Annotated in this window: 23 protein-coding genes; 17 read left to right on the forward strand and 6 right to left on the reverse strand. The window is 34.6% G+C overall.

Features of this window, described 5'->3' with window-relative positions:
• Positions 1-320 precede the first annotated feature (320 nt).
• From rplI to Q0358_RS05125, 5 genes are read left to right on the forward strand one after another with little or no spacing between them, the layout of a single operon-like run.
• Positions 321-767 carry a 50S ribosomal protein L9 gene (rplI, locus tag Q0358_RS05105; protein WP_299548238.1) on the forward strand — a complete coding sequence of 149 codons (447 nt, stop codon included), beginning with the start codon at positions 321-323 and terminating at the stop codon, positions 765-767.
• Positions 767-1,300, forward strand: a complete 534-nt coding sequence (gene hslV / locus Q0358_RS05110; RefSeq protein WP_299548241.1) for an ATP-dependent protease subunit HslV — start codon at positions 767-769, stop codon at positions 1,298-1,300. The genes rplI and hslV overlap by 1 nt, the downstream gene beginning before the upstream one ends.
• 26 nt (positions 1,301-1,326) lie before the next feature.
• Positions 1,327-2,649: an HslU--HslV peptidase ATPase subunit gene (hslU, locus tag Q0358_RS05115; protein ID WP_299548873.1), complete on the forward strand. Its 1,323-nt coding sequence runs from the start codon at positions 1,327-1,329 to the stop codon at positions 2,647-2,649.
• Between the two features lie 5 nt (positions 2,650-2,654).
• Positions 2,655-3,545, forward strand: coding sequence for a GTPase Era (gene era / locus Q0358_RS05120; protein ID WP_299548877.1), 891 nt, complete (start codon positions 2,655-2,657; stop codon positions 3,543-3,545).
• A gap of 13 nt (positions 3,546-3,558) precedes the next feature.
• A complete protein-coding gene (locus Q0358_RS05125) occupies positions 3,559-4,533 on the forward strand; it encodes a L,D-transpeptidase family protein (protein WP_299548244.1) in 975 nt (324 codons plus the stop codon).
• 8 nt (positions 4,534-4,541) lie between these two features.
• Here the strand turns inward: Q0358_RS05125 and Q0358_RS05130 are convergent, their stop codons facing one another.
• Genes Q0358_RS05130 through Q0358_RS05150 form a run of 5 tightly spaced genes read right to left on the reverse strand, consistent with a single transcriptional unit; the run spans position 4,542 to position 9,141 of the window.
• A complete protein-coding gene (locus Q0358_RS05130; protein ID WP_299548247.1) occupies positions 4,542-4,928 on the reverse strand; it encodes a hypothetical protein in 387 nt (128 codons plus the stop codon).
• Positions 4,928-5,995 (reverse strand): hypothetical protein, encoded by a 1,068-nt coding sequence (locus tag Q0358_RS05135; protein ID WP_299548250.1) that lies wholly within the window; start codon positions 5,993-5,995, stop codon positions 4,928-4,930. The genes Q0358_RS05130 and Q0358_RS05135 overlap by 1 nt, the downstream gene beginning before the upstream one ends.
• 9 nt (positions 5,996-6,004) lie before the next feature.
• The gene (gene metG / locus Q0358_RS05140; protein WP_299548253.1) at positions 6,005-7,987 is read right to left on the reverse strand and encodes a methionine--tRNA ligase; all 1,983 of its coding nucleotides are present in this window, start codon (positions 7,985-7,987) and stop codon (positions 6,005-6,007) included.
• Positions 7,965-8,273 (reverse strand): hypothetical protein, encoded by a 309-nt coding sequence (locus tag Q0358_RS05145; protein WP_299548256.1) that lies wholly within the window; start codon positions 8,271-8,273, stop codon positions 7,965-7,967. The genes metG and Q0358_RS05145 overlap by 23 nt, the downstream gene beginning before the upstream one ends.
• Entirely contained in the window at positions 8,260-9,141 is an 882-nt protein-coding gene (locus Q0358_RS05150) for a class 1 fructose-bisphosphatase (protein ID WP_299548259.1), read from the reverse strand. The genes Q0358_RS05145 and Q0358_RS05150 overlap by 14 nt, the downstream gene beginning before the upstream one ends.
• A gap of 134 nt (positions 9,142-9,275) precedes the next feature.
• Here Q0358_RS05150 and rpe point away from each other — a divergent pair, with 134 nt between their 5' ends.
• The 12 genes from rpe to Q0358_RS05210 all read left to right on the forward strand — a co-directional run bounded on the left by rpe (position 9,276) and on the right by Q0358_RS05210 (position 14,587).
• Positions 9,276-9,911: a ribulose-phosphate 3-epimerase gene (rpe, locus tag Q0358_RS05155; protein WP_299548263.1), complete on the forward strand. Its 636-nt coding sequence runs from the start codon at positions 9,276-9,278 to the stop codon at positions 9,909-9,911.
• 8 nt (positions 9,912-9,919) lie between these two features.
• A complete protein-coding gene (locus Q0358_RS05160) occupies positions 9,920-10,087 on the forward strand; it encodes a hypothetical protein (RefSeq protein WP_299548266.1) in 168 nt (55 codons plus the stop codon).
• Between the two features lie 75 nt (positions 10,088-10,162).
• Positions 10,163-10,399: a hypothetical protein gene (locus tag Q0358_RS05165; protein ID WP_299548269.1), complete on the forward strand. Its 237-nt coding sequence runs from the start codon at positions 10,163-10,165 to the stop codon at positions 10,397-10,399.
• Entirely contained in the window at positions 10,366-10,572 is a 207-nt protein-coding gene (locus Q0358_RS05170) for a hypothetical protein (protein WP_299548272.1), read from the forward strand. Before Q0358_RS05165 ends, Q0358_RS05170 begins: the two co-directional genes overlap by 34 nt.
• A gap of 14 nt (positions 10,573-10,586) precedes the next feature.
• The gene (locus Q0358_RS05175; protein ID WP_299548275.1) at positions 10,587-10,718 is read left to right on the forward strand and encodes a hypothetical protein; all 132 of its coding nucleotides are present in this window, start codon (positions 10,587-10,589) and stop codon (positions 10,716-10,718) included.
• 11 nt (positions 10,719-10,729) lie between these two features.
• The gene (locus tag Q0358_RS05180; RefSeq protein WP_299548278.1) at positions 10,730-10,855 is read left to right on the forward strand and encodes a hypothetical protein; all 126 of its coding nucleotides are present in this window, start codon (positions 10,730-10,732) and stop codon (positions 10,853-10,855) included.
• Positions 10,842-11,096 (forward strand): hypothetical protein, encoded by a 255-nt coding sequence (locus Q0358_RS05185; RefSeq protein ID WP_299548281.1) that lies wholly within the window; start codon positions 10,842-10,844, stop codon positions 11,094-11,096. Before Q0358_RS05180 ends, Q0358_RS05185 begins: the two co-directional genes overlap by 14 nt.
• Positions 11,065-11,601: a hypothetical protein gene (locus Q0358_RS05190; protein WP_299548284.1), complete on the forward strand. Its 537-nt coding sequence runs from the start codon at positions 11,065-11,067 to the stop codon at positions 11,599-11,601. Before Q0358_RS05185 ends, Q0358_RS05190 begins: the two co-directional genes overlap by 32 nt.
• 80 nt (positions 11,602-11,681) lie before the next feature.
• Positions 11,682-12,392: a molybdate ABC transporter substrate-binding protein gene (gene modA / locus Q0358_RS05195; RefSeq protein ID WP_299548287.1), complete on the forward strand. Its 711-nt coding sequence runs from the start codon at positions 11,682-11,684 to the stop codon at positions 12,390-12,392.
• The gene (locus Q0358_RS05200) at positions 12,392-13,033 is read left to right on the forward strand and encodes an ABC transporter permease subunit (RefSeq protein WP_299548290.1); all 642 of its coding nucleotides are present in this window, start codon (positions 12,392-12,394) and stop codon (positions 13,031-13,033) included. The genes modA and Q0358_RS05200 overlap by 1 nt, the downstream gene beginning before the upstream one ends.
• Before the next feature lie 9 nt (positions 13,034-13,042).
• Positions 13,043-13,876, forward strand: a complete 834-nt coding sequence (locus tag Q0358_RS05205; protein WP_299548293.1) for a ModD protein — start codon at positions 13,043-13,045, stop codon at positions 13,874-13,876.
• A gap of 90 nt (positions 13,877-13,966) precedes the next feature.
• On the forward strand, positions 13,967-14,587 hold the full coding sequence (locus Q0358_RS05210; protein ID WP_299548295.1) for a superoxide dismutase: 621 nt from the start codon (positions 13,967-13,969) through the stop codon (positions 14,585-14,587).
• An 18-nt stretch (positions 14,588-14,605) separates the two neighbouring features.
• On the opposite strand, the gene ftsZ is transcribed toward Q0358_RS05210, so the two are convergent.
• The gene (gene ftsZ, locus Q0358_RS05215; protein ID WP_299548355.1) at positions 14,606-15,766 is read right to left on the reverse strand and encodes a cell division protein FtsZ; all 1,161 of its coding nucleotides are present in this window, start codon (positions 15,764-15,766) and stop codon (positions 14,606-14,608) included.
• Positions 15,767-15,786 lie beyond the last annotated feature (20 nt).

Below are 15,786 nucleotides of genomic sequence, written 5' to 3' on the forward strand. Positions count from 1 at the left end.
TCTAAAGATGAAACCTATCTTAGTGGTAATGTAGGGATTAAGTATAAATTCTAAAATTTTAATTTCTGCAAAGATTTAATTAATTTAATCTTAGAGCTTCGTGATCTTCTTAAACCTTTGAGTATTTCAAATGCTTCCATTTGGAGGTGTTTGAAAGTTGCAATGGAAAAATCTTATTTTGAAATATTTATATGAATATTATTATAAAATACAATATGTATTAGTTTAAATTTATTTAAAATTCTTTGACTTTATTTAATCTTAGATTGAATAAAAAATAGATAGAATCCAAATTTATTTATGATAACTTGGAGATAGTAATGAAAGTTTTATTATTGCAAGATGTAAAAGGTCTAGGCAAAAAAGGTGATATTTGTGAAGTTAAAGACGGCTATGGAAAGAATTTTTTAGTAGGTAAAGGTTTGGCAGATTTTGCCACAAATGCTGTGATTAATCGCTATAAAGCAGAGCAGAAAAAGGCAGCAGAATTAGCAGCTGAAGAAAAAGCACTAATGGAAATGGCGGCAAAAAAGATAGAAGAAATCACATTAAAAATTGTGCAAAAAGTCGGAGCAAATGGCTCTTTGTATGGTGCAATCACAAAAGAAGATATTGCAGAATTCCTAAGAAAAGAGCATCGCATAGAGATTGATAAAAAAACTATTGAGTTGAAAAATCCGATTAAATCCACAGGGGTTTATGAAATTGAAATTAAGCTAGGACACGGAATCCACGCAACTTTAAAATTAGATGTTGAGGCGCAATGATGTTTCACGCAACAACGATTTTAGCATATAAGGGCAAGAAAGGTGCAGTTATTGGCGGAGATGGGCAAGTAACTTTTGGGAATTGCGTGCTTAAGGGCAATGCAACAAAAATCCGCACACTCTATCACGGAAAAATCCTAAGTGGATTTGCAGGAAGCACAGCAGATGCCTTTACTCTTTTTGATATGTTTGAAGGGATTTTAGAGAATAAAAAGGGAGACTTGTTAAAGTCTGTGATGGAATTTTCTAAAGAGTGGAGAAAAGATAAGTATTTAAGGCGATTAGAAGCGATGATGATTGTGCTTAATAAAGAACACATTTTTATTTTAAGTGGCACAGGTGATGTAGTAGAGCCAGAAGATGGCAAAATTGCTGCAATTGGAAGTGGCGGGAATTATGCTCTTTCAGCTGCTAGAGCATTAGAGAGATTTGGCGGTGATTTAGAGCCAAAAGAAATTGTAGAGCAATCTCTAAAGATTGCTGGAGAGCTTTGTATTTATACAAACCAAAATATTAAAATTTTAGAACTTTAGGAAAAGCAGTGGAAAAACTATTTGCAATGACACCAAAAGAAATTGTGAGTTATTTAGATGAGTATATTATCGGACAAAAAGATGCAAAGAAAATTGTAGCAATCGCCTTAAGAAATCGTTATCGCAGGTTGCAGTTACCAAAAGAAATTCAAGATGAGGTAATGCCAAAAAATATTTTAATGATTGGTTCAACAGGTGTTGGTAAAACAGAAATTGCAAGAAGAATGGCGAAGATTATGGGATTACCTTTTGTAAAGGTGGAAGCTAGTAAATATACAGAAGTTGGTTTTGTTGGGCGTGATGTGGAATCTATGGTTAGAGATTTGGTAGTGGCTTCTATTAATCTTGTAAAAGAAGAGCATAGAAGCAAAAGCACAAAAGATATTGAAAAATATGTGCTAGATAAAATTGTAGAAAAATTGATTCCACCTTTGCCAAAAGGTGCGAGTGAGCAAAAAATTGAAGAATATGAAAATGCGGCAAATAAAATGCGTCAAAAAGTCTTAAATGGCGAAATGGATCATTTAAAGATTGAAGTGGAAGTGCCAAAGAAGACTTTTGAAATTGAAGATGGGAATATGCCAGCAGAATTTGCCAAAGTGCAAGAAACTATCGCAAGAGTTTTTATTGCTTCTCCAAAAGATAATCCTAAAAAAGAAGTAACAATCAAAGAAGCAAAGGAGCTTTTAAAGATTGAAGCAAGCGAAGCATTGTTGGATTTGGATGCAATCAAGCACGAAGGATTAAAGCGCGCTGAAAGCAGTGGAATCATTTTTATTGATGAGATTGATAAAGTTGCAGTTAGCAACAATGGCGGACAGCGTCAAGATCCTAGCAAGGAAGGCGTGCAAAGAGATTTATTACCTATTGTTGAGGGCAGTGTTGTTAATACTAAGTATGGCAGCATTAAAACAGATCATATTTTATTCATTGCAGCAGGTGCATTCAGTTTAAGTAAGCCTAGCGATTTAATTGCAGAATTACAAGGGAGATTCCCTTTGCGTGTGGAGCTTAATAGTTTAGACGAAGAAGTGTTATATAAGATTCTAACACAAACTAAAAATTCTATTTTGCGTCAATATGAAGCATTATTGAGCGTTGAAGAAGTGCGTCTATCTTTCAGTGATGATGCAATCCGTGCTCTAGCACATTATTCACAAGTGGCAAATGAAAAAACAGAAGATATTGGGGCTAGGCGTTTGCATACAGTGGTAGAACAAGTGATTGAAGAAATTAGTTTTGAGGCGGAAAACTACAAGAATAAAGATGTGGAAATTACAGAAGCACTTGTGAAAGAAAAGTTGGAATCCTTAGTTGCGGATTCTGATATTGCACGATATATTTTATAGGAGGTATTTTGGAGAATACAAAAGCTGGATTTGTCGCTGTTTTGGGGCGTCCAAATGCAGGTAAAAGCACTTTTTTAAACACGCTTTTAGGGGAAAAGTTAGCTCTTGTCTCGCATAAAGCAAATGCAACACGAAAAAGAATGTGCCTTGTGTTAATGGAGGGTGAAACGCAAATTGTATTTGTAGATACACCAGGGATTCATAAACAAGAAAAATTATTAAATCAATATATGCTAAAAGAAGCAATGCAAGCCTTGCAAGATTGTGATTTTTTGTTATTTTTAGCGCCTGTGAGTGATAAGGTGAGTTATTATGAAGAGTTTTTAGGGATTGCGGGTAACAAAAAACATCTTTTGCTTTTGACAAAAACAGATTCCGTATCTAAAGAAGTGCTATTCCAAGCAATGGGTCAATATGAAAAGTTTAAAGATCGTTATGAAGCATTAATCCCTGTATCTATCAAAGATTTAGGGAGCTTAAAGCGTGTTGTAGAGGTGCTTGCAAAACTTATGCCGCAGAATCCTTATTACTATGATCCTGAAATCCTAAGTCCAAACACAACAAAAGAAATTGCAAAAGAGCTTATCCGTGAAGCTGTGTTTGAGAATCTAAGTGATGAATTACCCTATGAGAGTGATGTGCAAATCACATTCTATAAAGAAAAACCAGAGATTCATCACATAAAGGCAACAATTATTGTGCTTAAAGAGAGCCAAAAAGGAATGGTGATTGGTAAAGGTGGCGTAATTTTAAAACGCATTGGCAAGGAAGCAAGACTTAGTATTGAGAATTTTGTGCATCAAAGAGTGTTTTTAGAGCTTTTTGTAAAAGTTGTGCCTAGTTGGAGTAAGGAGCGCGAAAGCCTTAAAAAAATGGGGTATAATTTTGAAGATTAAAACAAGGAATTTTATGAAGATTTTGAAAATTTTTGGTTTATGTTTAAGTCTTAGTTTTGCAAATGCAAGTGATTTGGAATGGGTAGAGCTTTACAAAAAAGGTGGCGTTAGTGCAGTTGAGCAAAAAATAGATTCCATTATGCAAACGCGTGATTTTTGGGATGAAGCATTAAGAGGGCAAGATACGCGCTTTGGATATTATGAGAATTTAAAATATCTTTTTGTTGCTACTAAAAATGCGCCAACACTAAAACTTTATGCACTAAGTGATAGCAAATGGAGTGAAAAATTAAATACAGAAAGTCTAGTTGGTTCAAAAGGTGGTCATAAAGAAAAAGAAGGGGATTTAGCAACACCTATTGGAGTATATTCGCTAAATGCGCGCCTAGTAAATCTTGATCAATATTATGGTCCGCTTGCATTTAGCACAAATTATCCAAATCTTTATGATCGCTTACAAAAGCGCACAGGCTATGGGATTTGGATTCACGGAATGCCATTAGATGGAAATCGTAAAGAGCTTAATACGCGGGGCTGCATTGCAATTGAAAATGATAAATTAAGCAGTGTGGATACGCTAATTGATTATCGTCAAGCACTTTTGGTGACTTTTGAAAAGGAAGTTAGAGAAGCTAAAAAAGAAGATTTAAGTGTTTTATTGGCGGATTTATATGCTTGGAAAGATGCTTGGAGAGAAAGTGATACCAAAAAGTATTTAGAATTTTATAGTAAAGATTTTATTCGTTTTGATGGAATGAAATATGATGAGTTTGTGCAAAATAAACGTAGAATTTTTGCAAAAAATGAGAAAAAAGCAATCACATTTTCTAAAGTTAATATTTCTCCCTATCCAAACAATGAAAACAAAAATCTCTTTAGAATCTCTTTTTATGAAGATTACAAAGCTCCAAGTTATCAGTTTAGCGGAGAAAAAGAACTCTATGTGGAGTTAAAAGACGCTAAAATGCAAATTTTAGCAGAGAGATAATCTCTGTTTTAAATTTTTATGAATTTTAATGCGTCTTTTGCATTTTGACAGCTTGGTTCTATTTTGCAGATTTTAATTCCGCATTCATTAAAGACTTTTGCCGTGTTTTGACAAGCCTTTTTAACAAGAACGACAGCGCAATCTTTAATAATCTCTCCTAGAATATTATGTTCGTTTTTGTGTGCAATTTGCTCTTCTTTGCTCATCTCACTATCTTTGTGTGAGCAACCTTCATTGGCATTTTTATCACCACGCGGATTTTTGCGCAATTCAATGAAATCAATTTTTTTAAACATTCCACTTCCGATTTGTTCAAAAATAGCAAAAAACGGAGTGTGCCCAGTATTATTAAAAACTCTTAAACTTTCATCAAAAACAGGTACTGCAATTTTCATTATTGTTCCTTTGTATAATCAAATAAGTTTGCTTCTGCAATTTGGTTTGTAAAACGTGTTTCTAGTGTGTTTGTATCTACCCCCAAAATCAATGCAAAATTGTATTTTTCATTGATGAGTTCTGTAAAAAGCACTGTATTATTTGTGTATGAAATTACTTTTGCATAAGGTGCATAGAGTTCTTGATAAATCTCTGGGACAAAAAGTGTTAAATGTGCCCATTTTGCATACATTGTAAAATATGCTAAATATTGTTCATAAAGTTTTGAGTCTTGGCAGGCAAGTAAAACTTTGTTGGTTGTTCCGGGTTTTGCAATTACACCTCGTTCATCTAAATAAATAGGCTTAAAATTTGTTAAGGTGGTAAAATTTTCTAATTGCACATTAATAGAGTAGTCTTCGCAAAACTGCAAAACACGCGCTAATGGCTGAATAAAGAGCTTAGGAAGAGGGATTTCATAATCAGCACTTTTGTAGAAAAGTTTAATGCCAAATAGAGAATAAGAATTTAAGGCAAATGGGAGTTTATTTTCATCAATTTTTTCTTGTGAAAGCATTTTGATTTCTTGTTGATTTTTAGGGAATACGCTTAAATCTAAATTTGTGTTGCAATAAAGAAAAAACGATGCATTGCTTTCAATGACATTATGGATAAGTCCGCTTAAACTTCCACAAAAATATTCTAATGTCTTTTTTCGTGTGATAATTTGTGTGGCAATTTCATATTCATCTTTTTGTAGAAGAAATAGAATTTTATTGTTAATTAGAAGATAATGGCGCAAAATTCTCATTAAAGATTGTTCTAAATCCTCAACGCTAATCCAAGCTACTTCTTTATCGCTCATTGCGATATTGCCACTAAAAAGGATTCCAAATGCACCTTTTTGAATGGCTTCTTCAATATCATTTTGTGTGTGCGTGCTTTCTTTGGCAATAAATAAATCACCCTTGCGCACATTGCTACTTTTATCGCAGATTTGAGAAAAAAAAGAAATGCTAGGTTTATTTAATAGCGTTCCAAAGGCAATTTCTACAATCTCATTAACACCAATTTGTATTCCCTTCATACTATTCCTTTAGCTAATTTGGCTTCCATTTGCCTTTTTGCTCTGTGGCGTAATAAAAGCTAATCCTTCTTCATCATTTGCCGCTAAAATCATTCCCTCACTTAGTTCCCCCATAAGTTTTGCTGGCTTTAGGTTTGCTAGCACACAAACTTGCTTGCCTAGTAAATCTTGTGGAGAGTAATACGCTTTAATCCCGGCTAGAATTTGGCGTGGTCGTGCTTCACCTAAATCCACTTGAAGTTTTAAAAGCTTTTGACTTTTAGGCAAGATTTCTGCATTAATAATTGTTCCTATGCGTAAATCAATTTTTGTAAAATCATCTTTGCTAATAGGATTAGAAATCTCTAAAGGCTCAAGTTTTTTTTCTTTAGATTCTGCATTTGTTTTGGATTCCAACTTTGAATTTGTGTTGGAGTCTTGTAATAATTTTTCTTCAATGCGCGGAAAGAGTGCTGGAGTTGGCTCTAAGATTACGGAATCCAAAATCTCTCCTTCAGTGATAAAACGCTTAAAACACTCCGCATTCGCACTAAAACCAAAGACCTTTAAAATCTTCTCCGCACTTTTTGGCATACAAGGCGATAAAAAAAGTGCGGCTTTTAGCAAGATATTTGCAAGGAGCAGCAATAATTGTGCCACTTCTGTTTGTTTGTTGTTTTTGATAAGTTGCCACGGCTCTTTTTTAGCAATGATCCCATTGCCTAAACTAAAGAGCTTCCAAAGTTCTTCTAAATAACGACTCGTTTGTGCTTCATTAAGGTGAGATTCTAAGCTATTTAAAAGGGCTTGAATTTGTGCTAACTCTTCAGAATATGCAGTTTTTAATTCTGATAAATCCGCCTTTAGCGTGTTGTTAAAGTATTTTGCACCCATTCCCAAAAGACGATTTAGTAAGTTTCCTAAATCATTTCCTAAATCAGCATTAATCCGCTCTATGAGTGCATTTTGTGAAAAATCTCCATCTTGTCCAAAAGGCACTTCACGCAAGACAAAATATCTAAAGGCATCAAGCCCATAAGCTTCTACAACTTCTTTTGGATTGACAACATTGCCTGTGCTTTTACTCATTTTTGCGCCATCTTTTGTCCACCATCCGTGAGCGGCAATGTGTTTAGGGAGTGGTAAATCAAGACTCATTAAAAAGGCGATCCAGTAAATTGCGTGAAATCTTAAAATGTCCTTGCCTACAATATGAAAATCTGCTGGAAAAAAACTCATTTTGTTTGGCAAGTCATTATGGAATCCTAAAGCACTTAGATAATTTACAAGAGCATCAAGCCATACATACATCACGTGTTTTTGATCGTTTGGATTGTTTTGTGTAAGTTCTTGTGGTAGCTTAATCCCCCAATCAAAACTTGTGCGTGTAATAGATAGATCTTCTAATCCATCTTTGATGAAATTTATAACTTCATTTCGTCTTGATTTTGGTAGGATAAAATTTGGATTATCATCATAAAATTTTAAGAGCTTATCTGTATATGCGCTAAGTTTAAAAAAATAACTTTCCTCTTTTAGTAAAGTTGTTTCTTTGCCGCAATCTGGGCAACTCTTTTCTCCTACTAATTGAGATTTTGTAAAAAAAGATTCACAAGAAATACAATAATTGCCTTCATATTCTCCTTTGTAAATATCGCCTTTTTCATACATTTTTAAAAAGACATATTGCGCACTTTTAAGATGTGCGGAATCTGTGGTGCGGATGAAGTAGTCATAATTGATGTCAAAAGCGTCCCAAAGATCTTTGAAGCGTTTTGAGATTGTATCGACATAACTTTTGGGATCTTGTCCTTTTTTGTGCGCACTTTGCTCAATTTTTTGCCCGTGTTCATCTGTGCCTGTTAAGCAAAATACACTTTCTCCCTTTAGACGATGAAATCTAGCTAGAGTATCTATGATAATTGTCGTATAAGCGTGTCCGATATGTGGGACATCATTGACATAATAAATTGGCGATGTGATATAAAATTTAGAATTCAAAACTTCCTCCATTTCCTTTGTTCATACTTAAATACACGGCACTTACATAGCTGTTTCTAATAGTGCATTCTAAAACTTCTTGGCAGTTTCCGCAACTGCTTAAGCCTTTAGATTCTTGGCAGGCTTTTAGTGCTTTTTGTGTTTGGCTTAGATTTTCTTGTGCTGTTCTTATGAAAGCTTCTTTTTCTTCGCAATCTTGTGCGTGTTTGCATAAAATACAGCTTGCGACACCTTCGCGTTGTTGGCAGTCTTTAAGGGTTTTTAATACGCTTTGAATATCAATTTTATCGGCTAACAAATTCTATCTCCCAAGTGCTTCCAAAATAACAAGGTGTAGTATCGTGCAAATGTTTTGGTTGCAAATCTAAAAGTGGAGTGATTTTGGATTCCAACTCATTAATAAAAACTGCTTGACCGCCTGCTCTTTCAAAGATGAAAGCAAAAGGAAAAACTTCAAAAAGCATTCTAAGTTTGCCTTTTGGAGCATCACTTGTAGCAGGATAAGAAAATAATCCACCACCTTTGACTAAAATATGATGTAAATCAGGCACCATACCGCCACTATAACGCAAGCGATAGCCTGCATCAAAAAGAGATTCCATCTTTGCTTTATGTGCTTTGCTCCAGTTTTTTTGTGTGCCACCAGTGGCGTTTAGCTTTCCTTTATGAGAAAGTTTTAAGCATTTTTGTAGGACAAATTCTTTGCTATCGTAAGTGAAATAATCTACCCCTTCTTTTAAAAGCGATGAAAATCCGATTCCAACTACCATTCCATACACAATATATGCGCTTGCCACTAAGTTTTGTGGTAAAAAATCACCTTGATAGATTCCAAAAATACTCCCCACGCTTAAGTTTGCTCCCATTAATGAAGAACCATCAAGTGGATCATAAGCAATAGAATACACGCCATCATTGTGGAGTAGAATAGCATTTTCTTGCTCTTCGCTACAAATTTGCTTAACACAAGCAAGTGTTTTAAGTGCATTTTGCACGATAAAATCTGCTTGCACATCAGCTTGCAATTGTGTATCTCCTGTGGTATTTGTGCGATCTGTGTATTCCCCTAAGTTTTTTTGCAAAAGAGAATAAATCTCTATGCTTGCTTGTTTGATACTTGTAAAAATACAATCCAAATCTTTTGCTAGACTTGCATTTGTTTGCACGCTTCTTTTCCTTTAAATAAAATTTTTTTATTATATCTAAATTTTTAAATTTGTTTTGTGAAATAAGGTGATTTAGGGCAACATTAGTGTTATTTTGTTAGAATTTCTACAAATTTTCATTAAAGGAATCTTAAATGCTTGTTGCTCCAAGTATCCTCTCAGCAAATTTTGGAAAATTAGAAGCAGAAGTGCAAGCAATTTGTGAGGCAGATTGTGATTTGGTGCATATTGATGTGATGGATGGGCATTTTGTGCCAAATTTAACCTTAGGTCCTGTTGTTGTTGAATCTGTGGCAAAAGCTTCTACAAAGCCTCTTGATATTCACTTAATGGTGCAAAATAATAGCTTTTTTGTGGATTTATTCGCACCTTTTAAGCCAGAATTTCTATCCTTTCATATTGAAGAAGAAAAGCACGCAAATCGCCTAGCGCAAAAAATTAGAGATTTAGGGATTAAACCTGCTGTTGTGTTAAATCCACACACAGATATTCAAAGTATTGATTATTTGCTAGAATTTATTGATATGGTGCTTGTAATGAGTGTAAATCCGGGCTTTGGTGGGCAGAAATTCATTCCAAATGTGTTAGAGAAAATCAAGCTCTTAAAAGATAGGATTGAAATACGGAATCCAAAATGTTTAATTGAGGTTGATGGTGGTGTAAGTGATGAAAATATTGAAGATTTAAGAGAGGCTGGAGTAGATATTGTAGTGGCTGGTAGTTATGTTTTTAATGGGGATTATGCGCGAAAAATTGCGTCTTTAAAATAAGGAGATGTATGTTAGATAAGGCACAAATGTGTTACTTTAATGGAGAGTATCAGGCAAGTTTTGAAATTTGTGTGCAGGCTTTAAGGGATTTAGAAAAGATAGAATCCAAAAAGGAATCTAAAATCAAGTTGATAGATCTTGCTGCTCTTAGTGCTTTAAAATTAGAGATTTCATAAGCTTTAGAATTTTGCATACAAAGCTATAACTTTCATAAAGATTCCATCTTTTACGCATTTAATTTGGCAAAAGCATTGTTTTTAGCACAGAATTACACAGAATCTATAAGGTTATTAGAAGAGTTGGTAAAGACGCAAAATGTGTTGCAATTAGAGTGTTTGGAGTTGCTTTTAGAAGTGTATAAAGCACAAAATTTGTTAGAAAGTGCAGAGAGCGTGTATCGTCTTTTTTGCAAAATGCACCTAGAGATTGGGAGAAGTGGTTGGAGTTTGGAGCAATGTATTTGTATTGTGATCCCAAAAAAGCGTTAGAAGTTTATAATGCGTGCTATAAAGTTGCTAGCCAACGCTTAGAAGAACTAATGGCAAATGCACCATTTGTAGAGATTTCACAGACTTTTAATCCAAATTCATTAACGGCTAGATTAAATCTTCAACTACAAGTTATAGAAAACCCAGAAATTACGCAATTAAAAGTTTTTTAAGCACGAAATTAGAAGTGAAAATTGCACAGACGCTTTTGCGTATTTTTGAAAATCCAGCTAAAGAGGAACAACAGGTACTTGAGATTTTGATAAATTTGCAAGAACAAAACGCAAATGAAGCAGAGTATTGGCTAATTTTTGACTAGCATATCTTTTAATGCGGCAAGATTGCTTTAAGGAAGCTTTAGAATTTTATGAGTATCGTTTGAATTTTGCAGGTAGTGAGACTTTCTCTCCTTTGTATTATAATGCAGCTAAAGAAGCGTTTTTTGAACGATTCTAAATGTTTTTTTGAGAAAGAAATTTGTGTGTATTATGAGCAAGGATTTGGCGATACTTTAATGTTTAGCCGCACTTTGCAAGAACTTTGTGCAGTGGCAAAAAAGGTATATTTTGCTCCACAAAGCGCGTTATATCCTTTAATTAAAGAAAAACTATCATCAGAGAGTTGTTTTAAAAATTTAGAAATTTTAGATAGGATTCCACAAAAATTTGACTTCTTTGCCTTATTTTTTAGGGCTTGATAGTTTAGAGAAAATTACCACGTTAAAAACTCCGCTTGCCTTAAAAAAAATCAAAAAGAAAAATAAAAAGAGTTGGATTTTTTGGCATACGGATTTTGCGCCAAAAGAAGATAATTCGCGAAATTTTAATGTGGAGTTTTTCTTAAACTTTTTATTGGAATTAGAAAATGTTAAGCTTGTTTCATTGCAGGTTGGGGATTTTGAGTTTCCAAATTGTGTAGAAAATGTAGGGAAAGATTTTAAAGATTGGCTAGATACTTATAGAGCAATGGAAGATTTGGATTTGGTTGTTGGGATTGATAGTTCTCCTGCGCATTTATCGTTACTTTGTGGAATCCAAACTTTAATCATTTTACAACCTAGATTTGATTGGCGTTTTGGTTTATATGAGTTTCCTAAAGCAAAGTTTTATGGGGGAAATACACATTTATTTGTAGCACATTCAAAAGACTTAAGCGTAAAAAATAATCTTTTAGAAAAAATACGAAAAATATTGGAATCTTAAAAGTTCTTAGTAATGCTTTAAAAAACTTTATATTTATTAATATATAATGCTAGTTCAATTTTATTTTCAAAGGATTTTAAATGCGTATTGTTGGGTTATTGTTGGTGTTTTTGTTTGTAAGTGTGCAGAGTTTTGCAGAAGTTTTTGTTGCAGCTGGCGCAGGATATAAGAAGCCTTTAGAAGCAGTTAGTGCTTTATATGAAAAACAAAGCGGTAAGAAAGTTTTAAGAAGTTATGGGAATTTGCAACAAGTTATTGAGCAAGCAAAGCAAAGCGGAAAGATTGATGCGATTTTTGGTGATGAGAAATTTATTAAAAAATCAAATCTTGCCACAAAGCTATCACAACTCATTGGATATGGTAAATTGGTGCTTGTGGCAAGTAAAAATGTAGAGCTAAAAAGCACAAAAGATTTAGAAAAGATGAGTAAAATTGCTCTTCCAGATTCTAAAAAAGCAATTTATGGGATTGCAGCAATGGAGTTTTTAAAGAGTGCAAATTATGCGGAATCTTTAAAAGGTAAATTGATGTTTGTCGCGACCGTGCCACAAGTTAGTGCGTATTTAAGTCAAGGTAGTGTAGAAGTTGGTTTTATTAATTTAAGCGATTATCTAGCAAATCAAAAGCAGTTTGGAGTAATGCTTGAGATTCCACAAGAAACTTATTCTCCTATTTTAATTGTGATTGCTCCATTGCAAACTTCTAAAAATGTAGAGCTAGAAGAGTTTATGGCATTTTTGGATTCTAAAGAAGCAAAAGAAGTCTTTAAAGAATATGGCTTAGAAAAATAATGCAAATCCCCTTAGAACCCCTGTTTTTAAGCCTAAAAGTTGGGCTTGTATGCTTGGGATTGCATTTAGTTTTTGGGGTGCTATTAGGATATTATTTAAGTCGCGCAAAAGGACTTTTGGCTACCATTTGTGATATTTGTGTAACTTTGCCTTTGGTTTTTCCGCCTATTGCGCTTGGGTATTTTTTGTTAATGCTCTTTGGGCAGTATGGTGTGCTTGGCTTTTTGGATTTACTTTTTAGTTTTGAAGCAGTGGTTTTAGCAAGCTTTATTGCGGGACTTCCTCTTGTGGTAAAGCCGATTGAATCTGCTTTTAGTGAGCGTGTAAAAACTTTGGAATTAGTGAGTTTTACGCTTGGGCGAAGTTGGCTTGATACTTTTATTTTTATAAGTCTCCCTTGCATTGTAAAAACACTAATTACAGCGTTATTTTTAGGTTTTGCAAGATCTATTGGGGAAGTTGGAATCACACTTTTAATTGGTGGAAATATCATTGGAAAAACAGAAACAATTTCACTTGCAATTTATAATGCAGCTTTGAGTGCAGAATATACAATAGCAAGTTTTTATGCGGTGGTTTTAGGAGCTGTAGCATTGGTGATTTTTCTCATTTTAAGGATTTTGCAAAAACCAAATTTTTAAAGGGAAGCTATGATTTATTTTAGTGATAATGAACTTATTAATCTTATAGAGCAAGATGTGCCATATTTAGATAACACGACTTTTGGGCTTGGGATTAGTGGGGTTTGCAAGATGCGCTTTTATCCAAAGCGAGATGAAATCGTGGTGAGTTGTATGGAAGAATGTGTGCGTATTGCTAGGATTTTTGGGCTTGAAGTGGTGTTTTTTAAAAAGGATTCCACACTTGCTACGCCAAAAGAACTTATGTTGGAAGTTTGCGGAGAACGCACGAAGCTTTTTAGAATCGCAAAAACGCTACAAAATCTTTTAGAATATGCAAGTGCAGTGGCAACTTATACGCACAAAATGCTAGAAATTGCGCGTTGTGTCAATCCTAATATCGCATTACTTGGGACGCGTAAAAATATGCCTTTTGCAAAGAAATTCTTGCTAAAAGCACTCATTTGTGGCGGGGGGATTCCGCATCGTTTAGGATTAAGTGATAGTATTTTGGTGTTTAAAGAGCATTATTTAGCTTGTGAAGAACTTGAAAAGTCTTTTAAGAAGTTAAAGATGTGTTTTAAAGAACATCGTGTGATTGTTGAGGTAGAATCTAAAGAACAAGCGCGTAAATTTGCAGAGCTTGGAGCAGATGTTTTACAATGTGAGCGTTTTTCTTCTTTAGATTTAAAAAGGCTTATAAAAGAATTAAGAGTGGAGTTTCCTCATTTGCGCTTTAGTGCTACTGGGGGAGTGTGTTTGGAGAATGTAGAAGATTATGCCAAAAGTGGTGTAGATATGTTGGTTAGCACGAGTATGTATCGTGCGAAAATTTGTGATGTGAAAGTGGAATTTTCTAGTTAATTTTAAAATTTAAAGTGTAAATTTTATTTTTGTGCGTTAGAATCTTTCTGCAAAACTTTTTAGTTTTGGATGACAATTTAAAGGAATACAATGTTTAAATTACGCACATTACCATTTACGGAAATACCGGGATTTATTAGTAAAGAAACCTGTGAGTTTCACTATGGGAAGCATCACCAAACTTATGTGAATAATCTTAATAATCTTATTGATGGAACTGAATTTCAAAATAAAAGCCTTTTTGAAATTGTAACAAAAGCACAAGGTGGAATCTTTAATAATGCAGCTCAAGTGTATAATCACGATTTTTATTGGGATTGTATTAGCTCAAATACAAGTGCTAGAAGTGCGGAACTTGAAGAAGCATTAAATGCGACATTTGGAAGTGTAGAGAAGTTTAAGGAAGTGTTTTTGACTTCTGCAACAACTTTGTTTGGTTCTGGTTGGTGTTGGCTTGTGTTTAACAATGGAAAATTGGAAATCAAACAAACAAGTAACGCACAAACCCCTGTAACAGAGGGGATGATCCCATTACTTGTTGTAGATGTGTGGGAACACGCTTATTATATTGATCATAGAAATGCGCGTCCATCGTATTTAGAGAAATTCTTCAGTCATATTAATTGGGAGTTTGTTTCAAAATCTTTAGAGTGGGCGAAAAAGGAAGGGATTAATTCTGTGAATTTTTATATGAATTCACTTCATGCATAAGCGCTAGATGCGCTTATGCTAGTCCATTTGACGACGCAAAAACGCAGGAATATCTAAAACTTCATCATTTGTAAATTCTCCACCGCTTACTTTTTTTCTAGTGGCATTTAAAGTTTCTTGCTGATTGATTCTTTGGCTCATATCTTTTGGATTAACGAGTTTTAATGTAGAATCGCTACTATTTTGTGTGGAATTGGATTCTGTTGAAATGCGTTCAAAGCCTGTGGCAATAATTGTGATTCTAACTTTATCGCGTTCTATGTTCGTATCGGTTGTTGTTCCAAAAATAACATCAGCATCTTCATCTATATTTTCATTTACAATATCCATTGCATCAGAAATGCTGCCAAGAGGATATTCTGGGCTAATGTAGAAATGCACAAGCACGCCTTTTGCTCCGTGGATTGACATATTATCAAAAAGTGGAGATTCAATTGCCATTTTAACAGCTTCTTTAGCTGCATCAGCACCTGTGGATTCTCCAATCCCCATTAACGCCATACCTTTATGGCTCATTGCTGTGCGCACATCGGCAAAATCCACATTAATATCGTTTTGTCCGTGGGCTAAAATTACACCACTCATACCATTAACAGCACAAACAAGAACATCATTAACAATTCTAAAGCTATCTTTTAATCCTAAGTTTCTATCAACAATAGAAAGGAGTTTTTCATTTGGGATCACAATAATGGAATCGCTTTCTTCTTTGAGTTCCCTATAGCCCTCTTCAGCTAATTTTGCACGCTTTCTGGCTTCCCAACGAAACGGCTTTGTAACAATAGATACAGTCAGTGCTCCAACTTCTTTTGCTGCTTTTGCAATCACTGGTGCAGCTCCCGTCCCTGTTCCACCACCAAGTCCTGCAGAAATAAATACAACATCTGTATCTTCTAAAAATTGTTTTAACTCTTCATAACTCTCAAGTGCTGCATCTTTCCCTACTTGAGGACGCATTCCTGCTCCAAGCCCTTTTGTGAGTCTTGCGCCAAGTTGGATTCTAACAGGCGCACTCGAAGTGCTAATTGCTTGCGCATCAGTGTTAGCAACAGCAAGAGAGATGCCCTCGTGTGTCCCTGTTTGGATAAGGTGTTCAATCATATTGCTTCCACCGCCACCAACACCGATAACTTTAATTTTTGCCCCAGCGCTTAAATTTGCCTCTTGAATGTTCAACATTATCTTTACTCCTTCTAAAA

This window comes from uncultured Helicobacter sp., from assembly GCF_937893305.1.
Classification (GTDB): Bacteria; Campylobacterota; Campylobacteria; order Campylobacterales; family Helicobacteraceae; genus Helicobacter_D.